We start from the raw sequence: 26517 nt of genomic DNA, 5'->3' as shown, positions 1-26517 counted from the left end.
CCCTGCTGTCGGTGCTGGAGGAGACCAGCGGCCGGGACATGAGCGCCTGGTCGCGGCCGGCGGTAGGGGCCGTCGGCCCGGCAGCCGAAGTACTCGCGGCTGAACCGCCGGCTCGGGCAGGCGGGGTACGGGCGGCTGAGCCGTCGGCCCGGCCGGCGGTCGGGCCGTTGGTCCGGGCAGGCGCGACGTACCGGCGGCCTGCCCGCCTGTTCCGGCAGGTGAAGCGCCCCGTGGCTGCCTGGCGCCCGCGGCAGGCGAAGTACGCGTGGCCGGCCGTCGTCCGAGGCAGCCGGGACACCCGTCGCCCGCGGTAAGTGAAGTACGCGTGGCCCCGCCGCCCGCGGTAGGTGAAGCACCCGCGGCCGACCCCCCCGGCAGCCGAAGCACCGCGGCCGACCGCCGCCCTCGGCAACCGAAACACCCGCAGCCGACCCCCGCCCCCGGCAGCCCAAGCACCCGCTGCCCAGTCGTCAGTGGTGGAAGCTCGTCGCCGCCCCCCTGTCCTCCGTCAGTGGGCGCGGTTGCCGGCGCAGGTCCGGCAACAGCCGTTCCAGGTCCTGCGCGAGCAGCTCCGCCAGGTCGGCGGAGAAGCCGTTGCGGCACACCACCCGCAGCACGGACAGGTCCTCCCGGTTCGGCGGGAAGGTGTACGCCGGCACCAGCCAGCCGCTCTCGCGCAGCCGCCGGGACACGTCGAACACGTCGTACGCCTTCACGTCCGGCGCGGTCGTGAAGGCGAACACCGGCAGTTGGTCGCCCCGGGTCAGCAGGTGGAAGTCGCCGAGCGCCTCGACCCGTCCGGCCAGTTCCGTGGCCACGTCGCGCGCGGCCTGCTGGACGGCCCGGTAGCCGTCCCGGCCCAGCCGCAGGAACGTGTAGTACTGAGCCACGACCTGCGCGCCCGGCCGGGAGAAGTTCAGCGCGAACGTCGGCATGTCGCCGCCCAGGTAGTTCACCCGGAACACCAGCTCCTCCGGCAGCGCCTCCGCGTCCCGCCACAGCGCCCAGCCGACGCCCGGGTAGACCAGCCCGTACTTGTGCCCGGAGGTGTTGATCGACGCCACCCTCGGCAGCCGGAAGTCCCACACCAGATCCTCGTCGAGGAAGGGCGCGACCATGGCCCCGGACGCCCCGTCCACATGCACCGGGACGTCCAGCCCGGTCCGTTCCTGCACCGCGTCCAGCGCCGCGCACAGGTCCGCGATCGGCTCGTAGGACCCGTCGAAGGTCGAGCCGAGGATGCCGACGACGCCGATGGTGTTCTCGTCGCACAGCTCGGCCGCGGCCTGCGGGTCGAGGTGGAACCGCGCACCCTCCATGGGCACCAGCCGGGCCTCCACCTCCCAGAAGCTGCAGAACTTCTCCCAGCAGACCTGTACGTTGACGCCCATGACCAGGTTGGGCCGCGCCCCGGGGTAGCGGTCGGCGTTGCGTTTCGCCCAGCGCCGCTTCAGCGCCATCCCGGCGAGCATGCACGCCTCGCTCGACCCGGTCGTCGAACACCCCACGGCGGTCGTCGGGTCGGGCGCGTTCCACAGGTCGGCGAGCATCGCCACGCACCGCCGCTCCAGCTCGGCGGTGCGCGGGTACTCGTCCTTGTCGATCATGTTCTTGTCGCGGCACTCCGCCATCAGCACCCCGGCCTCCGGCTCCATCCACGTGGTGACGAAGGTGGCGAGGTTCAGCCGGGCGTTGCCGTCGAGCATCAGCTCGTCGCGCACCAGCTGGTGGGCGGTCGCCGGCGCCATGGGCTGGTCCGGGAGCCGGTGGGTGGGCGGGGCCTCGGCCATGTCGCCGAGCGGGTTGGCCGGGCCGTAGAAGGGATTGACGGACAGGCGGCGTCCGGCGGCCCGGTGGGGGCCTTCGTGGAGCGGCATGGTGCCTCCAGGGGGTCCAGGGGGTCCAGGGGGTCCAGGGGTTCCAGGGGTTCCAGGGGTTCCAGGGGTTTCGGTGGGGGAGGAGAAGGGGTCAGCGGACGGGCGTGCCGTCCGCGCGCAGCTGCATCTGCGGCCGGCCCGTCACCAGCAGCCAGGCCGGCAGCGAGGCGACGCAGAGCACGGCGATGACCCCCGGCGAGGCGACCAGCACCGCGGCGACGAACAGGCTCACCCAGCCCTGCCGGGTGATGGCCAGCAGCAGTCCGAGCACGGCGGCCGAGACGCCGATCGAGGGGTGCACCCCGGACACCGCGGCGTGGGCGCCCAGACCGAGGGCGGTGCCGACGAACACCGCCGGGAAGATGCGCCCGCCCCGGAAGCCGCAGGACGCGGCGACCAGCAGCGCGGCCAGCTTCACGACCGTCAGCAGGGCGTACTCCCCGGCCGACCGGCTGTCCGGGTCGCGCGCGAGCTCGGCGATCTCGTCGAGCCCCTTGAACAGGGTCAGATGGCCGCCCAGGGCCGCGAGGGCGCCCAGCACCAGGCCGCCCGCCGGGAGCATCAGCATCGGGTGGCGCAGCCGGCGGAACGCGCCGTGGACGTAGGGGAAGGTCCGCACGACGGCCATGCCGAGCAGGGCGGCCACCGAGGCGATGACCGCCGCCGCGAACAGGTCGCTCCAGCCCGGCCGGCCGAAGGAGGGCAGGTTCAGGTCGAAGCTCGGATGGTCGATCAGGGTGACGGTCAGGGCACCGGCCGTGCCGGCGGTCAGCGGGGCGAAGACGTTGTCCCACAGCGATCCGCGGGTCTCGCGGACGGCCAGCGCCTCGGAGATCACCAGGGCCGCCGCGACCGGCGTGCCGAACAGGGCGCCGATCGTCGCCGCCTCGGCGAGCGCGGGCCAGACCCGGCCCGGCGCCCGCGGCACGAGACGGGCGCCCAGCCAGGCCGCCAGGGCGACGTTCACGGTGATGATGGGGTTCTCGGGGCCGAGGCTGGGTCCGCCGGCCAGCATCAGCATGGTCACCAGCACCAGCCCCGGCAGCACGACGGGCGGCAGCACGGGGGCGTCGAGGCCGACGGTCGCCGGATCCGGGCCGGCGTGCCCCGGCGCCTTCCACACCACGAGCCCGACCGCGATCCCCGTCGCGAAGAGCATCACGAACATCCACGCGACGGAGTACCGGCCGATCCCCAGCGCGTCGGGCAGCGGCCCCCAGAGCAGGTCCTGGATCTGCTCGGCGGCGACTTCGACCCCCACGAGGACCAGGCTGGACATGATCCCCACGGCGAGAGCGGGAAGGATCGTCGGCAAGAGCGTGCGGGCGGGAGTCGCCGGAGTGACGGAGGGCGCCTGCTGCGCGGGATCCTGGACCACGCGCACACCATAAACGCCGCAAAGTGGACCTATCGCAAACACGCTTGCACCTCACGTGGCGTGAGGCCCGACCGTGGAGCACGGAAGAAGAAGGGAGCGGAAGTGAACTACTCCGTGGGACAGGTCGCGGGCTTCGCCGGCGTCACGGTGCGCACGCTGCACCACTACGACGACATCGGCCTGCTCGTACCGAGCGAACGCAGCCACGCGGGTCACCGGCGCTACAGCGACGCCGATCTCGACCGGCTGCAACAGATCCTGTTCTACCGGCAGCTCGGCTTTCCGCTCGACGAGGTCGCCGCCCTGCTCGACGACCCGGACGCGGACCCGCGCGCACACCTGCGCCGGCAGCACGAACTGCTGACCGCCCGGATCGAGAAGCTACGGAAGATGGCGGCGGCCGTGGAGCACGCCATGGAGGCACGCAAAATGGGACTCAACCTCACGCCCGAGGAGAAGTTCGAGGTCTTCGGGGGCAAGGACCCGGAGCAGTACGCCGAGGAAGTGGAGGAGCGCTGGGGCGGCACCGACGAGTACGCCGAGTCGCAGCGCCGCACCGCGCGCTACACCAAGGAGGACTGGAAGCGCGTCCAGGCCGAGGCCGCCGACTGGGGTGAGCGCTACGGCGCCCTGATGGCGGCGCAGGAGCCGCCCTCCGGCGAGGCGGCCATGGCGCTGGCGGAGGAGCACCGGCAGCACATCTGCACGTGGTTCTACGAGTGCTCCTACGACATCCACCGCTGCCTGGGGGAGATGTACGTCTCCGACGAGCGGTTCAAGGCGTTCTACGACGCGATGCGCCCGGGCCTCGCCGAGCACCTGAGGGACGCGATCGCGGCGAACGCGGCACGTCACACCTCCTGATCGCTGACCCGGGAGTGCCTCACTCCCGGGTCAGGACCACCGCCGTGCCGTACGCGCACACCTCGGTGCCCACGTCCGCCGCCTCCGTCACGTCGAAACGGAACGCCACGACGCCGTTGGCGCCTCGCGCGCGTGCCTGTTCGACGAGTCGTTCCATGGCCTGGTTGCGGGTCTGCACGAGCGTCTTGGTGAGCCCGCGCAGCTCGCCGCCGACCATCGACTTCAGCCCGGCGCCGATCTGGCTCCCGACGTGGCGGGAGCGCACGGTCAGGCCGAAGACCTCGCCGATCACCTCGCGCACGTGGTAGCCGGGTACGTCGTTCGTGGTGACGACGAGGACCTCGGGCTCCGGGCCCTGGCCGCCGCCGTATTCATCGATGCCCATGGTTCACAGCTTTGACCGGGACCGCACACAGTGCATCCTGAGTACGCCCATGGAACCTGGGTCGTGACGGTTGCGTTGATACTTTGAGGCAGTCAGCCCCAGCCCGTACCCCACAGCAGCAGGAGCCACATCCCCGTGACCACGCTTGCGCTCGGCCCCGAGTGGCTCAGCCCGGACTACCTGATCGAGACCTTCGCCCTGCCGGGCATCCTGCTCATCGTCTTCGCCGAGTCCGGACTCTTCGCCTTCCTCCCCGGCGACTCGCTGCTGTTCACCGCGGGCCTCTTCGTCGCCCAGGGCCAGTACATCAGCCAGCCGCTGTGGCTGGTCTGCACGCTGATCGTGCTCGCCGCCGTCATCGGCGACCAAGTGGGTTACATGATCGGCAAGTTCCTGGGCCCGAAGCTGTTCAACCGTCCCAACTCCAAGCTCTTCAAGCAGGAGAACCTGGACAAGGCCCACGAGTTCATGGAGAAGTACGGCCCCAAGGCGATCGTCCTGGCCCGCTTCGTCCCCATCGTGCGCACCTTCGCCCCCATCGTGGCCGGCGCCGGCCGCATGCAGTACCGCACGTTCCTCACGTACAACGTCATCGGCGGCATCGCCTGGGGCACCGGCGTCACCCTCGCGGGTTACTGGCTCGGCCAGATCGACTTCATCAAGAAGAACGTCGAGTCGATCCTCATCCTGATCGTCCTGCTCTCCGTCGTCCCGATCATCATCGAGTACCTGCGCGACCGCTCGAAGAAGAAGCGCGCGGCGGCGCAGGCCCCGGCGGAGCGGCAGCAGCAGCCCCCCGCCATGGACGACGCGACGACCCAGCTCCGCCGCATCGCCCCGGACGACCAGCCGCCCCACCAGCAGCCGCAGCAGCAGCCCCCGTACGGCAACGGGAACGGCTACGACGACCAGCAGTACTACGGCCAGTACCCGCAGAGCCCGGGCTACGGCCAGCAGCAGCCCTACGGCACCCAGCAGCAGCCCTACGGCACCCAGCAGGGCCCGTACAACAACGGCTACTGAGCCGGCCTGCCCGCGGGGGCCGGGCACAGCGCGAACAGCCCCCGCAGGCCCACGGCCGCCGGCGGACCGCTAGAAACCCCTGGTCCGCTTGGCGGCCCGGCGCTTCTCCGCGGACCCGATCCGCAGGAACATGCGGGAGATCTCCGACCCGAGGTTCACCCCGATGGCGATGGCCATGGCGAGCGCCACCGCCTTCGACAGCGACACCAGCCCCTCGTCGATCTCGTTCTGCGCGATCGCCAGCAGTCCGAAGTACGTCGCGGAACCGGGCAGCAGGGGCCCGATCGCCGCGGTCGTGTAGGGCAGGGCGGACGCGAACTGGTAGCGCGACAGCAACTGCCCGAACAGCCCCACCAGTCCCGCTGCCGCCGCCGTGGAGGCCACCGGCGAGATGTCGCCCACGTAGTGCATCGCGCCGTACACCACCCACGCGACACCGCCGTTCAGCGTCACCCACATCACGGTGGATCGTTCCTGCTGGAGCAGCACCGCGAACGCCAGTGACAGCAGCATCGACGCGCCGATCATCATCACCGGGTCGTCGGAGGCCCCGAGCGCCTGGTCGGGGTTGAGCCGCGCCCCCAGCTGCACACCGAAGTACAGCACCAGCAGCACACCCGCGACGATGCCGACGAAGAAGTACAGAACCTCCAGCAGCCGCGCGGACGCGGTGATGTAGAAGCCCGTCAGTCCGTCCTGCACACCCGCCACCAGCGCCCGCCCGGGCAGCAGCGCGAACAGTCCACCGGTGATCACCGCGGACGCCTTCACGTCCACGTGGCCCAGCGTCAGCGCGACCCCTATCGCGGCCGGCGGCATCGCGGCCACCGTGAACTGGTAGAACTCCGGCAGCCCGCGCCCCGCGCACAGCCACGCCAGCCGGTCACCGAGCATCGCGCCCAGCGCTGCCGCGACGAACACGATCAGATCGCCGCCCACGAGCACCGAGGCCGCACCGGCCAGCAGCCCGCTCGCGCCGGTCAGCGCCCAGCCGGGGTAGGGGTGCCGGTTACGGCGGATCTCCGCAAGCCGCCGGTAGGCCTCCTCCAGGGAGACCGCCGTCTCGTCGTCACTGAGGTCGTCCACCAGCTGGTACACGGCCGCCAGCCGCGTGTAGTCGGTGCCCCGGCGGCGCACCGTCCGCGACGCCGTGATCGGGTCGTCGACGAGGGACGGCTGGTACGAGATCGCCAGCAGCGTGAAGGTGACGTTGGGCTCGCAGCGGTCCAGGCCGTACGAGCGGCAGACGGCGAACATCGCCGCCTCCACGTCCTCGGCGCCCTCACCGCCCGCCAGCAGCAACTCGCCGATACGCAGCGTCAGGTCGAGCACGCGCGGGACCGCGGGACCGCTCTCGTCGCCGCCGCGCTGGATCGCCTCCGGCGCCGGCCGCTCCGCCACCGGCATGCGCAGCATCGTGCGCATCCGGTCCTGCCAGGGCACGTCCTTGGTCAGGCTGACCACCGGGATCCCGCTCGGCGGTGTGAAGGCCGTCGGGGGATGCTTCGAGCTGTAGGTGCTCGGCGGTGTGAAGGCCGACCCCTCCTGCTCCGCCGCGGGCGCCGCGTGGACGTCCAGCCCCTGCGGCACGGCGAACTCGGACGTCGTCTCCGACTCCACGCCGGCCGTTCTGTGCAGGGCCAGGCCCTCGGGGATCGCGAACTCCGACGTCGTGGACATGTCGCCGTCGACGCCGGTCCCGGCCGGAGGCAGGAACGCACTCCTCGCCTCGTCCGACTTCGGTTTGCGGTCCTCCGCGTCCGTCACTGCCTGGCGCTCCCTGTACGACACGTCAGCCTCGTACCCCCCACAGCCTCAGTATGCGCACAGACGGACGAACGGGCCGCACGCGCAGGCGTGCGGCCCGTGAGCATCACGAAGAGGGGGTCAGTGACCGCCGCTCTCCTTGAAACGCTTGTAGGACCGCTCGATCTCGATCTCGGCGTCCGTACGGCCCACCCAGTTGGCGCCCTCGACCGACTTGCCGGGCTCCAGGTCCTTGTAGACCTCGAAGAAGTGCTGGATCTCCAGGCGGTCGAACTCCGACACGTGGTGGATGTCCCGCAGGTGCTCCACGCGCGGGTCCGTCGACGGCACGCACAGCAGCTTGTCGTCGCCGCCCGCCTCGTCCGTCATGCGGAACATGCCGATCGCGCGGCAGCGGATCAGGCAGCCCGGGAACGTCGGCTCGTCGAGGATGACCAGCGCGTCCAGCGGGTCGCCGTCCTCGCCGAGGGTGTTCTCGACGAAACCGTAGTCGGTCGGGTAGGCGGTCGAGGTGAAGAGTCGCCGGTCCAGGCGGATACGACCGGTCTCGTGGTCCACCTCGTACTTGTTGCGCGAACCCTTCGGAATCTCGATCGTGACGTCGAACTCCACCGGTGGCTCCTCCATGATCAACACATAGTTCTGGTGGTTAAGTGTCCCTCACGCAGGTGTGTGATCGCGAAAGGGGCTGGTGGTCGTGCCGGAGCTGAGGCCTTGGCGGGCCGCGAAACCGCACGTGGTGCGGCTCGCGGATGCCGTACGACCGCGCCTGGCCCGGGCCGCAGCAGCCACGAAACCACGGCTCGCGCGGCTCGCACGAGCCGGAAAACCGCAGGTCGCGAAGGGTGCGTGGCCGAAGACCTGGCAGTACACCGCGGGCGCCGCCACCGCCGGACTCGCACTGACCGCCGGTGTGGTGACCGCCGCCGGTCCCTGGGACTCCTCGGGTCAGCGTACGGCCGAGCGGGACCGGGCAGTGGCCCTGGGCCGCGCGGGTGGCACAGATCACGGCAGTGCCCCCGGGGCGCCCGGCCGGCCCCGCCCCGCCCCCAGCGCCGGACCGGTGCTGACCGGCCTCGGCGGCGTCAGCACCGTCAAATCCGCCCCGGACGGCAAAGCCCTCACGGACGCCCTCACGCCCCTGCTGAAGGACCCCGCCCTCGGCCCCCGGCCGGCCGCCGCGGTCATCGACGTGACCACCGGCAGGCGCCTGTTCGCCAATGCCTCCGGCACCGCGCTCACCCCCGCCTCCACGACGAAGGTCGCCACCGCCGTCGCCGCGCTGTCCGCGATGGGCGCCGACCACCGCCTCACCACCCGCGCCGCACTCGAACCCGACACGAAGGAAGTCGTCCTGGTCGGCGGCGGCGATCCCACACTCACCGCCCGCGCGAAGGCGGGCCCGTGGGCGAGCCTGCGCACCCTGGCCGCCGGGACGGCCGCCGCCCTCGCCGACCGGGGCGTCCGCGAGGTGACCCTCTCCTACGACACGACCCGCTACGCGGGCGACGAAATGCACCCGATCGGGGTCGACGGCAACCTCGCCCTCGTCACCCCCCTGATGGTCGACGAGGGCCGCACCGACGACTCGTCGAGCGGCCCGGTCCAGCGCGTGCCGGACCCGGCCGCGGACGCCGCCCGCCGGTTCGGGGACCTCCTGAAGTCCCACGGCATCAAGACCACGGCCCCCGGCCCGTCCAAGGCCACGACCCGCGCCAAGACCCTCGCGACGGTCTCCTCGCCCCCGCTCTCCGCCGTCGTCGAACGCATGCTGACCAACAGCGACAACGACATCGCCGAGGCCCTCGCCCGCCAGACGGCCCTCGCCACGGGCAACCGGGCCGACTTCGCCGGCGCCGGCAAGGCCATCGGCAGCCGGCTGCGCACACTCGGCCTCCCCGTGAAGGGCGCCGCCTTCAAGGACGGCAGCGGCCTGAACCGCGCCGACCGGCTGACCCCCGACCTCCTCACCGCCCTGCTCGCCAAGGCCGCCGACCCCTCCCACCCCGAACTCCGCCCGGCCCTCACCGGCCTCCCCGTCGCCGGCTTCACCGGCACCCTGACCACCCGTTACACGGACGGAGCATCCGGCGTCGTCCGCGCCAAGACCGGCACCCTCTCGGGCGTCCACACCCTCGCCGGCACCCTCGTCGACGAGGACGGCCGCCTGCTCGCCTTCGCGTTCATGGCCACCGACACGGACCCCGGCAGCCCGGCGCCCACCCAGCAGGCACTGGACCGGATCGCGAGCGCGCTGGCGGCCTGCGGCTGCCGGTGACCGCCACCCACCCCGCGCCCCCGCGAGCGGCCCCCCGCCCTCGCCGCCCTGCCCCAGCGGTCGGCGCTCACGTACGGTTGACGCATGACGAGCATCGGTGGTGCTTCAACCGGCATGGTCGACTGGAATCTCGCGGTCGCGACCGCGACCCGGCTCGTACGGCCGGGCCCTGAGGTCAGTCGCGACGAGGCCCGGGCCGTCGTCGCGGAGCTGCGCCGGCATGCCAAGGCCTCGGAGGAACACGTCCGCGGATTCACCCGGCTGGGCACCGAGGAGGGGCACGACACCCCCGTCCTCGTCGTCGACCGCCCGGGCTGGATCCGGGCGAACGTCGCCGGGTTCCGGGAGATCCTCAGGCCCCTGCTCGACAAGATGCAGGAACGGCGCGGCAACACCCCCGGCGGCTCCGTCATGAGCGCCGTCGGCGGCAAGGTCACCGGCGTCGAACTGGGCATGCTGCTGTCCTTCCTGGCCTCCCGCGTCCTCGGCCAGTACGAGACCTTCGCCCCCGCCACCCGCGAACTCCCCTCCGGCGCGAACGGCGGCGGCCGGCTGCTCCTCGTCGCCCCGAACATCGTCCACGTGGAGCGCGAACTCGACGTCGACCCCCACGACTTCAGGCTCTGGGTGTGCCTGCACGAGGAGACGCACCGCACCCAGTTCACCGCCGTGCCCTGGCTGCGGGACCACCTGGAGGGTGAAATCCAGTCGTTCCTCCAGGAGACCGATGTCGACCCCATGACCGTCCTGGAGCGCGTCCGGGAAGCCGCCCAGACCCTCGCCGGAGGCCGCCCCGAGGCCGAGGAGGACGACGGCGGGCGCTCCCTCGTCGAGATCGTCCAGACCCCCGCCCAGCGCGAGATCCTCGGCCGCCTCACGGCCGTGATGTCCCTGCTGGAGGGCCACGCCGACTTCGTGATGGACGGCGTCGGACCGTCCGTCGTGCCCTCCGTGGGGGAGATCCGCGAGAAGTTCCAGCAGCGCCGCGCCAAGGGCGCCTCCCGCCTCGACCTGGCCCTGCGCAAGCTCCTCGGCCTGGACGCCAAGCTCCGCCAGTACCGGGACGGCGAACGCTTCGTGCGGGCCGTCGTCGACGAGGTCGGCATGGACGGCTTCAACCGCGTGTGGACCTCGCCCAACACCCTCCCCACCAAGTCGGAGATCGCCAAACCGGCGGACTGGGTCGCGCGGGTGCACCGCAGGGCCGAGTAGTGAACCTCGCGGGAAAGGCGTGAAAGGAAACCGGCCGACGGCAGGCGAACGCCCCTCCAATCACCCGTCCGAGGGACCGTGAGGCAGGGGTAGGCGTGCAATGCTCGGGGAACGGCCCGGTTCTGTCACCATCTACACACTCTGCGTGACCGACACGCGGGCTCACCCCCCGAAAACTTCATGAAGGGAACCGGACATGGGTCCCCATCCTGCGGTCGCGGCGATACGCCTGGCGGTCCGCCGCGTCCTCCACGACCTCCTCACCGAACACCACCGCGCCCCCGTCGCGGTCCCGCACGCCCTCCCGCACGAGCCCCCACCCCCGCCGCTCGTGCTCGTGGCGTGCTCCGGCGGCGCCGACTCGATGGCCCTCGCCTCCGCCCTCGCCTTCGAGTCCCCCAAGCTCGGCATCAGGGCCGGCGGCGTCACCGTCGACCACGGCCTCCAGCCCGGCTCCGACCTGCGCGCCGCCGAAGTCGTCCAGCGCCTGCGCGAACTCGGCCTCGACCCCGTCGACTCCGTCGCCGTCACCGTCGGCCGCACCGGCGGACCCGAAGCCGCCGCCCGTGACGCCCGTTACGCCGCACTCGACACCGCCGCCGAGCGTCACGGCGCCGCCGCGGTCCTGCTCGGCCACACCCGCGACGACCAGGCCGAGACCGTCCTGCTCGGCCTCGCCCGCGGCTCCGGCACCCGCTCCCTGTCCGGCATGGCCGCGGTCTCGGGGGCCGGCGGCCGCTACCGGCGCCCCTTCCTGGAGCTCGACCGGCAGACCGCCCGCAAGGCCTGCATGGTCCAGTCCCTGCCCGTCTGGGACGACCCCCACAACGCCGACCCGGCCTACACCCGCTCCCGGCTGCGCCACGAGGGCCTGCCCGCGCTGGAGAAGGCCCTCGGCAAAGGCGTCGTCGAGGCCCTCGCCCGGACGGCCCAGCTCTCCCGCGACGACGCCGACGCCCTCGACTCCTGGGCGAGCCAGGCCGAGACCACCGTCCGCGACGCGGCAGGGCACCTGGAGTGCGCCAAGCTCTACGCCCTGCCGCCCGCCGTACGCCGCCGTGTCCTGCGCCGGGCCGCCATCGAGGCCGGGGCGCCCGCCGGGTCGCTGTTCGCCCGCCACATCGAGGAAATCGACCGGCTGATCACCGGCTGGCGCGGTCAGGGAGCCATCAACCTCCCCGGCAAGGTCGTGGCCCGGCGGCAGGGTGGCAGACTGGTGATTCGGCAAGGCTGAACCACGACCCCTCCCCGCAGTCGCCAGGAGGGGCCGCTCGGCCGGTGGGACGACCGAAAGTGATGCGGGTGGACGCGAAAGACATGGGTGCCGACCTCGAGAAGGTGCTCATCACCAAGGAAGAGATCGACGCCAAGCTGGCCGAGCTGGCTGCGAAGATCGACGCGGAGTACGCGGGCAAGGACCTGCTGATCGTCGGAGTCCTCAAGGGCGCGGTGATGGTCATGGCCGACCTCGCCCGGGCGCTGTCCACCCCCGTCACCATGGACTGGATGGCCGTATCCTCGTACGGGGCGGGCACCCAGTCCTCCGGTGTGGTGCGGATCTTGAAGGACCTCGACACCGACATCAAGGGCAAGCACGTCCTGATCGTCGAGGACATCATCGACTCCGGCCTGACCCTGTCCTGGCTGCTCTCCAACCTCGGCTCGCGCGAGCCCGCATCCCTCAAGGTGTGCACGCTGCTGCGCAAGCCCGAGGCCGCGAAGGTCGCCATCGACGTGGAATGGGCCGGCTTCGACATCCCCAACGAGTTCGTCGTGGGATACGGCCTCGACTACGCCGAGAAGTACCGCAACCTCCCGTTCGTCGGTACGCTCGCGCCCCACGTGTACGGCGGCTGACCTATCGGCCGCGGTGCCGTGACGGTGATCGGGAACCCCAGCGGGTTTCCCGCCGTTGGAGCAGGCGTAGGCGGGTCGCCAGCCGTCCCACGCGGCTTCAGGTGGCAATGCTGGGGTACCGTCCGAAGAACAGTCTCTTATCAAACTCACTATGGCAGGAGGGACGGGGCGGCACCGCTCCGTATGGATGGACGTGAAGCGATACTTCCGTGGGCCGGTCATGTGGATCGTGCTGGCCGTCCTCGCCGTGGTCGTGTTGATGCAGGTCGTCGGCTCGTCCGGCGGCTACAAGACGGTGGACACCGGCCAGGTCGTCCAGGCGATCAACCAGAACAAGGTCGAGTCGGCCAAGCTGACCACCGGTGACGAATCGATCATCAAGGTCACGCTCAAGGACGGCGTCAAGGTCGAGGACAGCTCGAAGATCCAGGCGAGCTACATCGGCACCCAGGGTGTCGACCTCGCCAACACGCTGCAGAACAAGTACCAGGACAAGCAGATCCCGGACGGCTACACGGTTTCGCCGTCCAAGCAGAACCCGTTCGTGGGCATCCTGCTCTCGCTGCTGCCCTTCGTGCTGATCGTGGTCGTGTTCCTGTTCCTGATGAACCAGATGCAGGGCGGCGGCTCCCGGGTCATGAACTTCGGGAAGTCCAAGGCCAAGCTCATCACCAAGGACACCCCCAAGACGACCTTCGCCGACGTCGCCGGATCCGACGAGGCCGTCGAGGAGCTCCACGAGATCAAGGAGTTCCTCCAGGAGCCGGCCAAGTTCCAGGCCGTCGGCGCCAAGATCCCCAAGGGCGTCCTGCTCTACGGGCCTCCCGGCACCGGCAAGACCCTGCTCGCGCGTGCCGTCGCGGGCGAGGCGGGCGTCCCCTTCTACTCGATCTCCGGTTCCGACTTCGTCGAGATGTTCGTCGGTGTCGGTGCCTCCCGAGTCCGTGACCTGTTCGAGCAGGCCAAGGCGAACGCCCCGGCGATCGTCTTCGTCGACGAGATCGACGCGGTCGGCCGCCACCGCGGCGCCGGCCTCGGCGGCGGTCACGACGAGCGCGAGCAGACCCTGAACCAGCTCCTCGTCGAGATGGACGGCTTCGACGTCAAGGGCGGCGTGATCCTCATCGCCGCGACGAACCGGCCCGACATCCTCGACCCGGCGCTGCTGCGCCCCGGCCGCTTCGACCGGCAGATCGCCGTCGACCGCCCGGACATGCAGGGTCGACTGGAGATCCTCAAGGTCCACCAGAAGGGCAAGCCGGTCGCGCCCGACGTCGACCTGTCGGCCATGGCCCGCCGCACGCCCGGCATGACGGGTGCCGATCTGGCCAACGTGCTGAACGAGGCCGCCCTGCTGACGGCCCGCAGCGACCAGAAGCTGATCGACAACCACATGCTGGACGAGGCGATCGACCGTGTGGTGGCGGGCCCGCAGAAGCGGACCCGGATCATGTCGGACAAGGAGAAGAAGATCACCGCGTACCACGAGGGCGGACACGCCCTGGTCGCGGCGGCTTCACCGAACTCCGATCCCGTCCACAAGATCACGATCCTGTCGAGAGGCCGCGCCCTCGGCTACACGATGGTGCTGCCGGACGAGGACAAGTACTCGACCACGCGCAACGAGATGCTGGACCAGCTGGCCTACATGCTGGGCGGCCGCGCGGCCGAGGAGCTCGTCTTCCACGACCCGACCACGGGTGCCGCCAACGACATCGAGAAGGCCACGGGCCTGGCCCGCGCGATGGTCACGCAGTACGGCATGACCGAGCGTCTCGGCGCGATCAAGTTCGGTGGCGACAACACCGAGCCCTTCCTCGGCCGTGAGATGTCTCACCAGCGCGACTACTCGGAAGAGGTCGCCGCGCTCGTGGACGAAGAGGTCAAGAAGCTCATCGAGACGGCGCACAACGAGGCCTGGGAGATCCTGGTCGAGAACCGCGACGTCCTCGACAACCTCGTCCTGCAACTGCTGGAGAAGGAGACGCTCGGCAAGGAGGAGATCGCCGAGATCTTCGCGCCGATCGTCAAGCGCCCGCCGCGGCCCGCCTGGACCGGGTCCTCCCGCCGTACGCCGTCCACCCGTCCGCCGGTCCTCTCCCCCAAGGAGCTGGCCCTGACGAACGGCGCGAACGGCGCGACGCCGGCCATCTCCACCGCGAAGAGCACCGTGGCGGAACCCGCCCCGGCGCCCGAGCGGACCCCGGAAGACCGCCCCGAGAGCTGACCGGGCTCTCCCGGCCGGCCCACCGGCCCCGGAATGGAAGCCGCGCCCCCCAGGTTTTAGCCTGGGGGGCGCGGCTTTGCGCCATATGCGCAGGCCCACCGTGAAGGAACAGGAACGAGGCACCAGATGACCGACCCCGTGACGCTGGACGGCGAGGGCCAGATCGGCGCGTTCGACGAGAAGCGCGCCGAGAACGCCGTACGCGAACTCCTGATCGCGGTCGGCGAGGACCCGGACCGCGAGGGCCTGAGGGAGACGCCGGCGCGGGTGGCGCGGGCGTACAAGGAGATATTCGCCGGGCTGTGGCAGAAGCCCGAGGACGTGCTGACCACGACGTTCGACCTGGGGCACGACGAGATGGTGCTCGTGAAGGACATCGAGGTCCTGAGTTCCTGCGAACACCACCTCGTGCCGTTCGTGGGCGTCGCGCACGTCGGCTACATCCCGTCCGTCGAGGGCAAGATCACCGGCTTGTCGAAGCTCGCCCGGCTCGTGGACGTCTATGCCCGGCGCCCGCAGGTGCAGGAGCGGCTCACCACCCAGATCGCCGACTCCCTGATGGAGATCCTGGAGCCGCGCGGCGTGATCGTCGTCGTCGAGTGCGAGCACATGTGCATGTCGATGCGCGGTGTCCGGAAGGTGGGCGCCAAGACGATCACCTCGGCGGTCCGGGGACAGCTGCGCGACCCGGCGACCCGTAACGAGGCCATGAGCCTCATCATGGCCCGCTGACGCCGCCCTGCCTCACACCGTCGGGGCAACCCCCGTGCCGTCGTTCTCGTCGTCCTCCGGGAGCTTGCAGACGCGCTCCAGGAAGATGGCGGCCGCTATGACGCCGATGCCCGCGACGACGGAGAGGCCGGCGTAGATGGCCTGGTCGCGGCGGGCGGGGATGTCGAGCGATTCCAGGAGGAAGACGCCGGTGCCGCCGTACATGCCGGCGACCAGGGCGGCGACCAGGGCGCTGGCGTGGCCGAAGACGACCGCGCGGGCCGCCATGAGGGGGTCGACGCCCTTGGCCTCGGGGCGGCGCTCCCGCTGGGCCTTGAGCCGGGCGCGGATCGAGAGCGCCGTGGCCAGCAGGATCACGGCGATCACGGCCAGGACGACGGGGGCGGCCAGGGGGACGCTGGGGAGCGTTCCGACCGAGTTCCACAGGCGGGCGCCCGCCCAGGAGAGGACTCCGGCCACGACGAAGACGCCGGCCAGCACCCGGATACGCAGCTCTCTCACGGTGTCCCTTCGGTTCCCCCGGCTTCCGGCCCGGTTCGCGGCCGTCTTGACCTTAACGGCTACTCGGGCAGCCGGAGTTCCAGGTCGGTGCGGGGCGCCACACCGTCGCGGGTGACGGCGTCCAGCAGACCGGCGACCGGGCCGCGGCCGGGCAGCTGTGCCTCGGGGTCCAGGTCGTGCCAGGGGGCCAGGACGAAGGCGCGTTCGTGGGCGCGGGGGTGGGGGAGGGTGAGCTGCGGGTCGTCGGAGACGACGTCGGCGTAGGAGACGATGTCGACGTCGAGGGTGCGCGGGCCCCAGTGCTCGTCCCGGACGCGGTGGAAGGCCTCTTCGACTGCGTGCGCGCGCTCCAGGAGCGAGGAGGGCGGGAGGGTGGTCTTGAGGACCACGACGGCGTTGAAGTAGGCGGGCTGGCTGCCGGGGTCCACGCCCCAGGGCTCGGTCTCGTAGACGGGGGAGACGCCCTTGATGCGGACGCCGGGCGTGTCCTCCAGGGCGTCGATGGCCCCCTGGAGGGTCTCCAGGCGGTTGCCGAGGTTGGAGCCGAGGGCGACCACCGCCCGTTTGGGGTTGGACAGGGTGGTGTCGGCGGCGTCGACCTTCTCGACGACGGAAGTGGGCACCGGCTGTACGGTCGGGTCGGTCGGACCCTTGATGAAGGGCGCGGTCATGCTCGGCTCCGGGTGATGGTGACGGTCACGTCGTCGAAGGGGACGGTGATCGGGGCGTCCGGTTTGTGGACGCAGACCTCGACCTCCTGCACTCCCTCGTGCTTCAGACAGGCCTGGGCGATGCGCTCGGCGAGCGTCTCGATGAGGTCGACGGGCTCGCCCTCGACGACGGCCACGACCTCCTCCGCCACGATGCCGTAGTGCACGGTCTTCGCCAGGTCGTCGTCGGCCGCGGCCGGTCGGGTGTCCAGGCCGAGGACGAGGTCCACGATGAAGGTCTGGCCCTCCGCGCGTTCCTGGGGGAACACGCCGTGGTGCCCGCGGGCCTTCAGGCCGCGCAGCGCGACACGATCCACGCGAATCACTCCTGCAATCGTCGGTCAGGGCCGGGCGGTGCCGAGTGCGGTCGGCACACCGGCCTCGGTCGAATCTACCTGCGGGCACGGGCGGGTCCGGGCCACGGGGGTAGAGGCTCAGGGCCCTTCTGATGGATTCATCCGGCGTTTCCCCTGGGGAACCCGTCGGTGCACAGGTTGGTAGCCGCCCCTACCCGGGCGTCCGTGATTCCAACCACTTCCTGCCGCCTACCCACTCACGCGGGGGTGTCGTCCTGCTCGTCCTCGTCGGTTTCGGCCAGGACGGGGGAAGCGTGGTGCGACCAGAGCTTCCACCCCAGGGGCGTGCGCCGGAACACGTTGGTGGCGACCACGAGCTGCCCGACGAGCGGGCCGAGCTCCTCGCCGGCGCCCTCGGGAGCGGGTCCGCCGCTGAGGATGTTCTCGGTGCAGTTGACCAGGGCGGTGTCGCCGGTGACGGAGACGTGCACGTCGGTGAGGAAGAACTGGATGTAGTCGGTGTTCGCCATGATCAGCGCGTACGACCGCAGGACCTCGCCGCGGCCGGTGAGCACGGGCCAGCCGGGGTGCACGCAGGAGACCACGCCGGTGTCGGCCGGGTCGTGGTAGCTCTCGTCGACGCCCAGGTCCGAGGGGGTGAGCCAGAGTGACGCCAGTTCCTCGAAGTCGCCCTGTTCCAGTGCCTCGTAGAAGGCGGTGTTGGCGGCCTCGACCTGCTCGACGTCGGTGTGCGGGGCGCTCACCGGGCTCCTTCTGTGCCGGTGCGCGCCCCGGCGATGGCGCGGGCGACGCGGACCGCGTCGGCCGTGGCGCGGACCTCGTGGACGCGGACGGCCCATGCGCCGGCGTGTGCGGCGAGCGCGGAGACGGCGGCGGTGGCCGCGTCGCGTTCGCGTGCGGGCGGCGGCGGGCCGTCGGGGCCGGCGAGGATCCGGCCGAGGAAGCGTTTGCGGGAGGCGGCGACGAGCAGTGGGTGGCCGAGGGCGAGGACGCGGTCGAGGCCGGCGAGGAGGGCGAGGTCGTGCTCGGCGTCCTTGGAGAAGCCGAGGCCGGGGTCGACGATGACCCGGTCGGCGGCGATGCCTCCGGCCAGGACGGCCTCCACGCGCGCGTGCAGTTCGTCGACGACTTCGGTGACGACGTCGGTGTACTCGCCCCGGACGTTGCCGCCCTGGAGGAAGCCGCGCCAGTGCATGACGACGAAGGGGGCTCCGGCGTCGGCGACGGCCGGGATCATGCGGGGGTCGGCGAGACCGCCGCTGACGTCGTTGACGAGGGCGGCGCCGGCCGCGAGGGCCCGTTCGGCGACGGAGGCGCGCACGGTGTCGACGGAGACCGTGACGCCCTCGGAGGCCAGGCCGCGCACGACGGGGACGACGCGGCGCAGTTCCTCGGCCTCGTCGACCCGGGTGGCTCCGGGGCGGGTGGACTCGCCGCCGACGTCGACCAGGTCGGCGCCCTCGGTGACCAGGTCGAGGCCGCGCTTGACGGCGGCCGTGGTGTCGAAGAAGCGGCCGCCGTCGGAGAAGGAGTCGGGGGTGACGTTCACGACTCCCATGACCGCGCAGCGGTCCCGTTCCGGTAGGCCCGCCACGCGCCCGCGTCCGCTCTGGTTGCTCATATGTTCAGCGTAGGCCCCGGCGGGGGCCGTCAGGCGCTTCGGCCCGTGCGACGGCCCCTCGGGCGGCCCTACGCGGCCCGGACGCCCCGTTCCGCGGTGCCGTGGGCGCACGGGCGGTGCGCGGCCGGGCGCCGTCGGCGCAGGAAGCGCGGCAGGGGCAGGGCGAGGGTGACGAAGCCTTCGGCCTGCATGGCGGCGAAACCGATGCGGGGCAGGTCGGCGGAGGCGCGGTAGACGACGAACCGCGGCTCCCAGCGCGGCTGGAACTTGGCGTTGAACTTGTACAGGGACTCGATCTGGAACCAGCGGGAGAGGAAGACCAGCAGTCCGCGCCAGGCGCGCAGCACGGGGCCGGCGCCGATCTTCTCGCCGCGGGCGAGGGCCGCGCGGAACATGGCGAAGTTGAGGGAGACGCGTGCGACGCCCAGTTTGGGGGCGGCCTGGAGGGCGGCCACGATGAGCAGTTCGTTCATGCCGGGGTCGGCGGAGCGGTCGCGGCGCATCAGGTCCAGGGAGACGCCGTCGGTGCCCCAGGGCACGAAGTGCAGGATCGCCTTCAGGTCGCCGTAGGGGCCGGGGTGGTCGTCCTGCTTGTGGGCGGTGGCGATGAGGCAGTCGCCGTCCGCGGGGTCGCCGACGCGGCCCAGGGCCATGGAGAAGCCGCGTTCGGTGTCGGTGCCGCGCCAGTCGTCGGCGGCCTGGCGGATGCGCTCCAGTTCGGCTTCGCCGAGGTCACGGACACGTCGTACCCGGGTCTCGTAACCGGCGCGCTCGATGCGCTTGACCATCTGGCGCACGTTGCGCATCGCGCGGCCGGCGAGGGAGAAATCCGCGACGTCCACCACCGCCTCGTCGCCCAGTTCGAGGGCGTCGAGCCCGGTCTCGCGGGTCCACACCTCGCCTCCGGTCTCGGAGCAGCCCATGACGGCGGGGGTCCAGGAGTGGGCTTTGGCCTCGTCCATGAACCGTTCGATGGCGCCGGGCCAGGCCTCGACGTCGCCGATCGGGTCGCCGCTGGCGAGCATCACGCCGGAGACGACGCGGTAGGTGACGGCGGCCTTGCCGCTGGGGGAGAAGACGACGGCCTTGTCGCGGCGCAGGGCGAAGTGGCCGAGGGAGTCGCGGCGCCCGTGCTTGTCGAGCAGGGCGCGCAGCCGGGCCTCGTCCTCCTCGGTGAGCCGTGCGGCGGGGTGTTCGGGGCGGAAGGCCAGGTAGATGGTGGTGACGGCGGTGAGCAGACCGAGGGCGCCGAGCGAGAAGGCGACGGTCCAGGAGGTGTTGCCCTGGTAGTCGACCGGGCCCTCGAAGCCGAACAGGCCGTAGATGACGTGGGTGATGCGGTCGGCGAGGCTGGGGTCGCCGACGATGCGCTCGCTGTGGACGCTGACGATGAGCAGCCCGAGCAGGAGCGAACCGGCGCTCATGAGAACGAAGTTGGCGAGGGCCCGCCAGCGGCTGCGCGGGTCGGGCAGGGCGTTGAACTGGTCCCGGTGGCGCAGCAGGGGTACCAGCAGTGCCAGGGAGATCAGCGTGCCGACGAGCGAGTGCCGGTAGGTGAACTGGGCGACTGCGCCTGCGGGCAGGAGCGCCACGGCGGCCCGCCAGGCCCGGCGTTTGCCGCGCTTGAGGCCGTGGGCGAGCAGCAGCAACAGCACGCCGGTGCTGAGGGACAGGGCGGCGGCGAACGGGCCGAGCGCGCCGGGCAGGACCTCGGCGATGGCGTGCATCCGGCTGTGCCGGAAGCGGGGGAAGACGCCCGCGCCGATGTCCAGGACGCCCACCAGGGCGCAGGCTCTGCCGACGAGGACGGGGACGGCTTCGGGGCGTGGCCCGCGCAGTATCCGGCTCACCCGGCCCGGGCGGGCCGCGCCGCTGCTGCGGCTCGGAACCTCGCCCGACATTTCCTCATCTGTCCTGACAGACATCGCATCCCGTAGTTCTGCGAGAGACCTTGGATCCGGTGCCGATTCGGGCATCCGGCGACATTGCGCCCTCTAGGACGGTGTCTCGGGGGGAGAGGTTCACTCCCCACGACAAAGGCGTTTCAAAGGCCGAGGAAAGTCCGGGACAAGCCCTTGCGAAGGTGTGTCGCGGGGCGGGTCCGGACAGAGAGTGCGGACAGGTAACCAACCCATGGGTCTGACGAGCAACAAGGTGCTGGTGCTGGCGGTGTTGTCCGCCGTGCTGCTGTTCGCCGGCACGGTCTGGCTGTGGCCACGGCTGGCCCGGCGGAGTTGGCGTGCGGTGGGCGGGCGCATCGGGCTGCTGCTGGGCACGCAGCTGGCGCTGTTCGCCGCGGTGGGCCTCGCCGCCAACCAGGCCTTCGGCTTCTACGCGAGCTGGGCGGACCTGTTCGGGCAGGAGAAGGACCAGGGCGTGGTCGTCGACCACACGCCGGGCGGCGGTCCGCTGGAGGTGGTCGGCTCCCGCCCGGTGCCGGGAGCGGGCGCTGCGCCGCCTCGGGCCGGCGGCCGGGTCCAGCAGGTCGAGATCGTGGGCCGTACGACGCGGATCGCCACGCCCGCGTACGTCTATCTGCCGCCGGAGTACTTCCAGCCGCGGTACCGCACGCACAGGTTCCCGGCGGCCGTCGTGCTGACCGGCTATCCGGGTACGGCGTCGGCGCTGGTGGAGAAGCTCCACTATCCGCGTACGGCTCTGGAACTGGCCCGGGAGGGCCGGGCGGAGCCGATGATCCTCGTGATGCTGCGGCCCACGGTGGCACCGCCCCGGGACACGGAGTGCGTCGACATCCCGGGCGGTCCGCAGACCGAGTCGTTCTTCGCGAAGGACCTCCCCGACGCGTTGCGCTCGCACTACAGGGTGGCCGAAAAGGCCGGCGGCCTGGGCATCATCGGCAACTCCACGGGCGGGTACTGCGCGTTGAAGATCGCGCTGCACCATCCCGGTGTGTACGCCGCCGGGGCGGGCTTGTCCGCTTACTACAAGGCGCCGATCGACGCCACGACGGGCGATCTCTTCCAGGGCGACAAGGCGCTGCGCAATCGCGCCGATCTGTGGTGGTACCTCGCGCACATGCCCGCTCCCGACACGTCCCTGCTGGTCAGCAGCAGCAAGCGCGGCGAGACCAACTACCGGGACACGCTGCGGTTCATAGAGCGGGTGAAGGACACCGGGCGGACGGGGATCTCGTCGATCGTGCTGGAAAGCGGCGGGCACAACTTCAACACCTGGCGGCGCGAGATTCCGGCGGCACTGGAGTGGATGAGCGGGCGTCTGACCGGGCGGGGAAATGATCTTGGGAATTGAGCGAGCGGCCGATTCCGGTTCTTCCCTCGTTCTGATGGCGTGTGAACGTTTCGGTGTGGTTTTGTTTTTGCGGGGTGGGTCACCATGATTCGCCTACGCGCGGTAAGTTTCTGGCCATGCCACGTGGACGTCACCGCCATTCCCCGCCCCTTCACAGGATGCTGCCCCCGTCGGCGATCGCAGGCGTCTCCCTCGTCTGCGCGTTGGGGCCCTGGGTGTTCACGGAGCCGATGGTGCTCCGCGGTCTGGCCGCGGCCGCCGCGGCGACGGCGGTCATCGGCGCGGTCGTGCTGCGCCGTTGGGACACCCAGGCGGGCAAGCGCGTCGCCGACCTCACGCGCGCGCGGGCGAGCGACGAGTGGCGCTTCGAGGAGCGCGTCGCCGAACTGGAGGCCGACCTCGACGAGTCGCGCGAGCTGCGGGCGAAGCTGGAGCAGCGGCTGCGCTCCAAGCGCACGGAGCTGGCCGGTCTGCGCAACGAGCACGCCGCGCTGCTGCGCCGGTACGCCACGGCGGAGGCCGATCGCGCGAGCGTCCTCGAAGACCGCCGGATGCTGGAGATAGAGGCGACGGCTCCGGTACGGGCCGCGCTGCCGGCCGGAGCGTCGGATGCGGCGGACACCGCACCGGACGCGGACGAGACGCCTGCCGCTCCCGCCGCGGCGGAGGAGCCCGCGGTTCCCGCCGTGTTCTCGCCCGAGGGCTCCCGGCTCTTCCTGCGGGCCGCGGCCGCCCTCGCCCGGTTCGACGGCGAGACGGTGCCGGTCCCGGACCCGGACGGTGGCGGCGACGGCGACGGCGCGCCGAAGGACGAGGACGCGGAGCCCGCGCAGGAGCAGGAGCAGCCGGAGCCGGAGCAGGACGAGCAGCGGGAGCAGGCGCCGGCGGCCGAGGCGCAGGAGAAGTCCGCGGCGGACGACGGGCACGAGCGCACGACCGCCGAGACGTCCGCGCCGGGCGACGGGACGTCCGCGCCGGGCGGAGGGACCGCAGTGCCGGCCGGCGGGACCGCCGTGCCGGCCGGCGGGACCGGCCGGCTCCCGGAGCCCGCGCGGGCCGAGCAGCCCGCGGGCCGGCGCTCCGGGCACTACACCGTGCCGACCGCCGTGGCCGTCCCGCCGCAGTCGCCGGTGCGGCGTCCGCAGGCCGGCGGCGGGTTCGACTTCTTCGGCACGAAGGCGGGCACCTCGCGGGAGGCCCTGGAGGCCGTGCAGAACGAGGACCTCGCCGATGTGGTCGGCCAGGAGGCGCTCGCCCTGCACAAGGCGGAAACCGAGGCCCGCTACAAGCCGGCCGACGAGGAGTCGCGCGGCATCGGCCAGGTCATCGACCTGACGGCGCACGACGAGACGGAGCAGATCGACGTACAGGGGCTGCGCAGCGCGGTGTCCTGACACGTCTTCCGGCGCGGGGCCCCTCGGCTACGGCCGAGGGGCCCCGCGCATGTACGCGGTCATGCCATCCAGCGGTCCGGCCGCGCGTCCCGGCGCCCCGTGCGGGACCGTTCCGCCTGCGCCGCCAGCAGCTCGCGCGCCCCGGCCGCGTCCCGCAGCCGGGCCCGTACGGTTTTGTCCGCGCCCGTGTCCACACACACGTCGGCGAGGCCCCGGGCCCGTTCCCACGGTCCCTGTGTCATCCGCACGCTCTGCACCTTGGCGTGCGGCACCAGCGCCAGGCTCCGCCGCAGCAGACCGGACCGGGACGCGAACACCGCGTCCGTGACGGCGAGTCCGTACCCGCGCCACCACAGCGGAACGCACCAGCGGGCGCCGCGCGGCGCCGGTGACAGCTCCGCGGGACCCGGCACGCTCACCCCGGGCAGCACGCGCGCGACGACGTCCTCGGCGATCTCGCGCGGAGCGACCGGCACCAGCACGGAGTTGGAGGAGCCCGCCACGTCCAGTTCCACGCGGACCCAGCCGCGCCGCCGCCACAGCAGCGGTTCCACGATCCGCACGGTCTGGACGCGTCCCGGCGGCACCGTCTCGTGGGACCGGTCCAGCAGCCCGTGGTCGATACGCAGCCCGTCGGGCGACTCGGCCAGCGTCCAGTCGTACTCGGCGACGAACCGTCCGACGCTGCTCGCGCCCGCCGTGCCCAGCAGCGGCAGGGCGACCGCGAGGACCGTCCACAGGCTGTGGGTGACCAGCCACAGCACCGGCGGGACGACGAGCGCCGCGGCCAGCGACACCCAGGTCGCGCCCGTCAACACCAACGACAGGGCGAGGACACCGGGCGGCACCCGCAGCAGCCGACGGGACGGGGCCTCGCCGACCTCGTGCGCGCTCTCGGGTGCGAAACCGGCCGCCCGGGCGAGCAGTTCGGCCCGCAGCGCCCGTGCCTCGTCCGCACCGAGAAAGGCCAGCTCGTCCTTCTTGTCGGTGCCTATGACGTCGAGCTTCAGCTTGGCGACGCCCGCGACCCGGGCCAGCAGCGGCTGGGTGACGTCGACGGCCTGGATCCGCTCCAGCCGGATGTGCGCGGTGCGCCGGAAGACCAGCCCGGTGCGGATGCGCAGTTCGGTGTCGGTCACCGCGAAGTGCGTGAACCACCAGGAGCAGAAGCCGTAGAGGGCGGCGGCCGGGACGAGCACGGCGAGGCCGATCAGCAGGGTGGTCGTCGTCAGCCGGGTCAGATGGCGCTGCGCCCCGTCCGGGTCGTGCACGGCCCAGCCGATCAGCACGGCGACCGGTGCCCAGGCGCGGCGCAGCGGGGTGACCGGGTGCAGCCGCCGCTCGGTCACGCCTGGGGCGGCCTCGGAGGCCTCGGCGGCCCCGGGCGCCGTCACAGCCCCGCCGACCGGGCTTCGCCCAGCTCGGTGAGCCGGTCGCGCAGCCGCTCCGCCTCGGCCGGATCCAGGCCGGGGATGGTCGCGTCGGTCGCCGCGGCGGCCGTGTGCAGCTGCACGCTGGCCAGCCCGAAGTGCCGCTCGACGGGCCCGGAGGTGACCTCGACCAGCTGCATCCGCCCGTACGGCACGACGGTCTCCTCGCGCCACAGCACGCCCCGGCTGATCAGCAGGTCGTCGGCCCGCTCGGCGTACCGCCAGGAACGCCAGTTGCGCTCGGTCATCACCCAGCCCCAGGCCAGCAGGGCGAGCGGCGGCAGGGCGAAGGCGGCCCAGGCGGGCCCGGCCAGCAGCCCCGGCAGCAGCCCGGCGGCCAGGGTGATCAGCCCCAGCCACACCACCAGCAGCAGGCGGCGCATCTTCAGCAGCCCGGGCGGCAGCGCGATCCACACCGGCTCACCCCCGGCCGCCCCCGTGGTGCCCTGCGACGCGTCCGGTCCCGTGTCCTGCGGACTCCCCGTATCCATGGGGCCAGCGTACGTAGGAGAGACTGTGTCCATGACTCCTACGACGGAGACCATGGTCGGAATCGGCGGCGCCGCGGAGAGCACCGACATGGTGCTCAACATCGGGCCGCAACACCCGTCCACCCACGGCGTGCTGCGGCTGAAGCTCGTCCTGGACGGCGAGCGCATCCGGCACGCGGAGCCGGTGATCGGCTACATGCACCGCGGCGCGGAGAAGCTGTTCGAGGCGCGCGACTACCGCCAGATCATCATGCTCGCCAACCGCCACGACTGGCTGTCGGCGTTCTCCAACGAGCTGGGCGTGGTCCTGGCCGTGGAGCGGATGCTCGGCATGGAGGTCCCCGAGCGCGCGGTGTGGCTGCGCACGCTGCTCGCCGAGCTGAACCGGGTGCTCAACCACCTGATGTTCCTCGGCTCGTACCCGCTGGAACTCGGCGGGATCACCCCGATCTTCTACGCCTTCCGGGAGCGCGAGGAGCTCCAGCACGTCATGGAGGAGATCTCCGGCGGGCGGATGCACTACATGTTCAACCGGGTGGGCGGCCTCAAGGAGGACCTGCCGGCCGGGTGGACCGCCCGCGCGCGCACCGCCGTCGCCGACGTGCGCTCCCGCATGGACCGCTTCGACGACCTGGTGCTCGGCAACGAGATCTTCCGCGGCCGCACGAGGGACGTCGGCGTCCTCACCCCGGAGGCCGTGCACGCCTACGGGGTCAGCGGGCCGATCGGCCGTGCCTCGGGCGTCGACTTCGACCTGCGCCGCGACGAGCCGTACCTCGCCTACGGCGACCTCCAGGACACGCTGAAGGTGGTCACCCGGCAGGAGGGCGACTGCCTCGCCCGCTTCGAGTGCCTCCTGGAGCAGACGCACAACGCGCTGGACCTGGCCGACGCCTGCCTCGACCGGCTCGCCGAGCTGCCGCCCGGCCCGGTCAACCAGCGGCTCCCGAAGGTCCTGAAGGCACCGGAGGGTCACACGTACGCGTGGACCGAGAACCCCCTCGGCATCAACGGCTACTACCTCGTCAGCAAGGGCGAGAAGACCCCGTACCGGCTGAAGCTGCGCTCGGCGTCGTACAACAACATCCAGGCGCTGACGGAGCTGCTGCCGGGGACGCTGGTCGCGGACATGGTGGCGATCCTGGGGTCGATGTTCTTCGTGGTCGGGGACATCGACAAGTAG

Annotated in this window: 24 protein-coding genes; 11 read left to right on the top strand and 13 right to left on the bottom strand. The window is 71.8% G+C overall.

Features of this window, described 5'->3' with window-relative positions:
- Positions 1 to 470 precede the first annotated feature (470 nt).
- Both AB0E85_RS25770 and AB0E85_RS25765 read right to left on the bottom strand, forming a co-directional pair.
- Positions 471 to 1877 (bottom strand): glutamate decarboxylase, encoded by a 1407-nt coding sequence (locus AB0E85_RS25770; RefSeq protein ID WP_361931516.1) that lies wholly within the window; start codon positions 1875 to 1877, stop codon positions 471 to 473.
- Positions 1878 to 1968: 91 nt separating this feature from the next.
- On the bottom strand, positions 1969 to 3255 hold the full coding sequence (locus tag AB0E85_RS25765; RefSeq protein ID WP_361931513.1) for an ion channel protein: 1287 nt from the start codon (positions 3253 to 3255) through the stop codon (positions 1969 to 1971).
- A 102-nt stretch (positions 3256 to 3357) separates the two neighbouring features.
- Here AB0E85_RS25765 and AB0E85_RS25760 point away from each other — a divergent pair, with 102 nt between their 5' ends.
- A complete protein-coding gene (locus AB0E85_RS25760) occupies positions 3358 to 4119 on the top strand; it encodes a MerR family transcriptional regulator (RefSeq protein WP_361931510.1) in 762 nt (253 codons plus the stop codon).
- Between the two features lie 19 nt (positions 4120 to 4138).
- Here the strand turns inward: AB0E85_RS25760 and AB0E85_RS25755 are convergent, their stop codons facing one another.
- Positions 4139 to 4504 (bottom strand): YbjQ family protein, encoded by a 366-nt coding sequence (locus tag AB0E85_RS25755; protein WP_107460346.1) that lies wholly within the window; start codon positions 4502 to 4504, stop codon positions 4139 to 4141.
- Between the two features lie 135 nt (positions 4505 to 4639).
- On the opposite strand from AB0E85_RS25755, the gene AB0E85_RS25750 reads away from it, so the two are divergent.
- Positions 4640 to 5527 carry a VTT domain-containing protein gene (locus AB0E85_RS25750; RefSeq protein ID WP_361931506.1) on the top strand — a complete coding sequence of 296 codons (888 nt, stop codon included), beginning with the start codon at positions 4640 to 4642 and terminating at the stop codon, positions 5525 to 5527.
- A 69-nt stretch (positions 5528 to 5596) separates the two neighbouring features.
- Here AB0E85_RS25750 and AB0E85_RS25745 read toward each other — a convergent pair whose 3' ends face one another.
- Together AB0E85_RS25745 and AB0E85_RS25740 are read right to left on the bottom strand one after the other, a co-directional pair.
- On the bottom strand, positions 5597 to 7294 hold the full coding sequence (locus AB0E85_RS25745) for a threonine/serine exporter family protein (protein WP_361931503.1): 1698 nt from the start codon (positions 7292 to 7294) through the stop codon (positions 5597 to 5599).
- A gap of 120 nt (positions 7295 to 7414) precedes the next feature.
- Positions 7415 to 7906 carry an inorganic diphosphatase gene (locus AB0E85_RS25740; protein ID WP_033310291.1) on the bottom strand — a complete coding sequence of 164 codons (492 nt, stop codon included), beginning with the start codon at positions 7904 to 7906 and terminating at the stop codon, positions 7415 to 7417.
- Positions 7907 to 7985: 79 nt separating this feature from the next.
- On the opposite strand from AB0E85_RS25740, the gene dacB reads away from it, so the two are divergent.
- The 6 genes from dacB (at position 7986) to folE (ending at position 15600) form a co-directional block, all read left to right on the top strand.
- Positions 7986 to 9572, top strand: a complete 1587-nt coding sequence (dacB, locus tag AB0E85_RS25735) for a D-alanyl-D-alanine carboxypeptidase/D-alanyl-D-alanine-endopeptidase (protein WP_361931500.1) — start codon at positions 7986 to 7988, stop codon at positions 9570 to 9572.
- Positions 9573 to 9656: 84 nt separating this feature from the next.
- The gene (locus AB0E85_RS25730) at positions 9657 to 10784 is read left to right on the top strand and encodes a zinc-dependent metalloprotease (protein ID WP_361931497.1); all 1128 of its coding nucleotides are present in this window, start codon (positions 9657 to 9659) and stop codon (positions 10782 to 10784) included.
- A 196-nt stretch (positions 10785 to 10980) separates the two neighbouring features.
- Positions 10981 to 12018 carry a tRNA lysidine(34) synthetase TilS gene (tilS, locus tag AB0E85_RS25725; RefSeq protein WP_361931494.1) on the top strand — a complete coding sequence of 346 codons (1038 nt, stop codon included), beginning with the start codon at positions 10981 to 10983 and terminating at the stop codon, positions 12016 to 12018.
- 83 nt (positions 12019 to 12101) lie between these two features.
- Entirely contained in the window at positions 12102 to 12641 is a 540-nt protein-coding gene (gene hpt / locus AB0E85_RS25720) for a hypoxanthine phosphoribosyltransferase (protein WP_237304982.1), read from the top strand.
- A gap of 187 nt (positions 12642 to 12828) precedes the next feature.
- Positions 12829 to 14868 (top strand): ATP-dependent zinc metalloprotease FtsH, encoded by a 2040-nt coding sequence (gene ftsH / locus AB0E85_RS25715; protein ID WP_355837322.1) that lies wholly within the window; start codon positions 12829 to 12831, stop codon positions 14866 to 14868.
- Between the two features lie 126 nt (positions 14869 to 14994).
- Positions 14995 to 15600 carry a GTP cyclohydrolase I FolE gene (gene folE / locus AB0E85_RS25710; protein ID WP_361931491.1) on the top strand — a complete coding sequence of 202 codons (606 nt, stop codon included), beginning with the start codon at positions 14995 to 14997 and terminating at the stop codon, positions 15598 to 15600.
- A 12-nt stretch (positions 15601 to 15612) separates the two neighbouring features.
- Here the strand turns inward: folE and AB0E85_RS25705 are convergent, their stop codons facing one another.
- The 6 genes from AB0E85_RS25705 to AB0E85_RS25680 form a co-directional block, all read right to left on the bottom strand.
- Positions 15613 to 16101 carry a DUF3180 domain-containing protein gene (locus AB0E85_RS25705; RefSeq protein WP_361931488.1) on the bottom strand — a complete coding sequence of 163 codons (489 nt, stop codon included), beginning with the start codon at positions 16099 to 16101 and terminating at the stop codon, positions 15613 to 15615.
- Positions 16102 to 16160: 59 nt separating this feature from the next.
- A complete protein-coding gene (folK, locus tag AB0E85_RS25700; protein ID WP_107460338.1) occupies positions 16161 to 16772 on the bottom strand; it encodes a 2-amino-4-hydroxy-6-hydroxymethyldihydropteridine diphosphokinase in 612 nt (203 codons plus the stop codon).
- Positions 16769 to 17128 (bottom strand): dihydroneopterin aldolase, encoded by a 360-nt coding sequence (folB, locus tag AB0E85_RS25695; RefSeq protein ID WP_361931485.1) that lies wholly within the window; start codon positions 17126 to 17128, stop codon positions 16769 to 16771. The genes folK and folB overlap by 4 nt, the downstream gene beginning before the upstream one ends.
- A 236-nt stretch (positions 17129 to 17364) precedes the next feature.
- Positions 17365 to 17871, bottom strand: coding sequence for a nuclear transport factor 2 family protein (locus AB0E85_RS25690; RefSeq protein WP_107460336.1), 507 nt, complete (start codon positions 17869 to 17871; stop codon positions 17365 to 17367).
- The gene (gene folP / locus AB0E85_RS25685; RefSeq protein WP_361931482.1) at positions 17868 to 18749 is read right to left on the bottom strand and encodes a dihydropteroate synthase; all 882 of its coding nucleotides are present in this window, start codon (positions 18747 to 18749) and stop codon (positions 17868 to 17870) included. Before folP ends, AB0E85_RS25690 begins: the two co-directional genes overlap by 4 nt.
- 68 nt (positions 18750 to 18817) lie before the next feature.
- A complete protein-coding gene (locus AB0E85_RS25680; protein ID WP_361931480.1) occupies positions 18818 to 20650 on the bottom strand; it encodes a phosphatidylglycerol lysyltransferase domain-containing protein in 1833 nt (610 codons plus the stop codon).
- 232 nt (positions 20651 to 20882) lie between these two features.
- Between AB0E85_RS25680 and AB0E85_RS25675 the strand changes: the two genes are divergently transcribed.
- Both AB0E85_RS25675 and AB0E85_RS25670 read left to right on the top strand, forming a co-directional pair.
- Positions 20883 to 22019 carry an alpha/beta hydrolase-fold protein gene (locus tag AB0E85_RS25675; RefSeq protein ID WP_361931478.1) on the top strand — a complete coding sequence of 379 codons (1137 nt, stop codon included), beginning with the start codon at positions 20883 to 20885 and terminating at the stop codon, positions 22017 to 22019.
- 158 nt (positions 22020 to 22177) lie between these two features.
- The gene (locus AB0E85_RS25670) at positions 22178 to 23413 is read left to right on the top strand and encodes a hypothetical protein (protein WP_361931476.1); all 1236 of its coding nucleotides are present in this window, start codon (positions 22178 to 22180) and stop codon (positions 23411 to 23413) included.
- A gap of 59 nt (positions 23414 to 23472) precedes the next feature.
- Here AB0E85_RS25670 and AB0E85_RS25665 read toward each other — a convergent pair whose 3' ends face one another.
- Positions 23473 to 24807 carry a PH domain-containing protein gene (locus AB0E85_RS25665; protein ID WP_361931473.1) on the bottom strand — a complete coding sequence of 445 codons (1335 nt, stop codon included), beginning with the start codon at positions 24805 to 24807 and terminating at the stop codon, positions 23473 to 23475.
- The gene (locus tag AB0E85_RS25660; RefSeq protein WP_361931471.1) at positions 24804 to 25334 is read right to left on the bottom strand and encodes a PH domain-containing protein; all 531 of its coding nucleotides are present in this window, start codon (positions 25332 to 25334) and stop codon (positions 24804 to 24806) included. Before AB0E85_RS25660 ends, AB0E85_RS25665 begins: the two co-directional genes overlap by 4 nt.
- Positions 25335 to 25365: 31 nt before the next feature.
- Here AB0E85_RS25660 and AB0E85_RS25655 point away from each other — a divergent pair, with 31 nt between their 5' ends.
- Entirely contained in the window at positions 25366 to 26517 is a 1152-nt protein-coding gene (locus AB0E85_RS25655; RefSeq protein WP_361931469.1) for an NADH-quinone oxidoreductase subunit D, read from the top strand.

It is taken from the genome of Streptomyces sp. NPDC029044 (assembly GCF_040637495.1).
Classification (GTDB): domain Bacteria; phylum Actinomycetota; class Actinomycetes; order Streptomycetales; family Streptomycetaceae; genus Streptomyces.
This window is presented reverse-complemented; position numbering and strand designations above follow the sequence as displayed.

Bases quoted from the DNA above. Each gene is read 5' to 3' on its own strand.
- hpt (WP_237304982.1), top strand. From the start codon at position 12,102: ATGGGTGCCGACCTCGAGAAGGTGCTCATCACCAAGGAAGAGATCGAC.
- AB0E85_RS25770 (WP_361931516.1), bottom strand. From the start codon at position 1,877: ATGCCGCTCCACGAAGGCCCCCACCGGGCCGCCGGACGCCGCCTGTCC.
- AB0E85_RS25680 (WP_361931480.1), bottom strand. From the start codon at position 20,650: ATGTCGGGCGAGGTTCCGAGCCGCAGCAGCGGCGCGGCCCGCCCGGGC.
- AB0E85_RS25670 (WP_361931476.1), top strand. From the start codon at position 22,178: ATGCTGCCCCCGTCGGCGATCGCAGGCGTCTCCCTCGTCTGCGCGTTG.
- AB0E85_RS25655 (WP_361931469.1), top strand. From the start codon at position 25,366: ATGACTCCTACGACGGAGACCATGGTCGGAATCGGCGGCGCCGCGGAG.
- folP (WP_361931482.1), bottom strand. From the start codon at position 18,749: ATGAGCAACCAGAGCGGACGCGGGCGCGTGGCGGGCCTACCGGAACGG.
- folE (WP_361931491.1), top strand. From the start codon at position 14,995: ATGACCGACCCCGTGACGCTGGACGGCGAGGGCCAGATCGGCGCGTTC.
- folK (WP_107460338.1), bottom strand. From the start codon at position 16,772: ATGACCGCGCCCTTCATCAAGGGTCCGACCGACCCGACCGTACAGCCG.
- ftsH (WP_355837322.1), top strand. From the start codon at position 12,829: ATGGACGTGAAGCGATACTTCCGTGGGCCGGTCATGTGGATCGTGCTG.
- tilS (WP_361931494.1), top strand. From the start codon at position 10,981: ATGGGTCCCCATCCTGCGGTCGCGGCGATACGCCTGGCGGTCCGCCGC.
- AB0E85_RS25755 (WP_107460346.1), bottom strand. From the start codon at position 4,504: ATGGGCATCGATGAATACGGCGGCGGCCAGGGCCCGGAGCCCGAGGTC.
- AB0E85_RS25675 (WP_361931478.1), top strand. From the start codon at position 20,883: ATGGGTCTGACGAGCAACAAGGTGCTGGTGCTGGCGGTGTTGTCCGCC.
- AB0E85_RS25660 (WP_361931471.1), bottom strand. From the start codon at position 25,334: ATGGATACGGGGAGTCCGCAGGACACGGGACCGGACGCGTCGCAGGGC.
- AB0E85_RS25730 (WP_361931497.1), top strand. From the start codon at position 9,657: ATGACGAGCATCGGTGGTGCTTCAACCGGCATGGTCGACTGGAATCTC.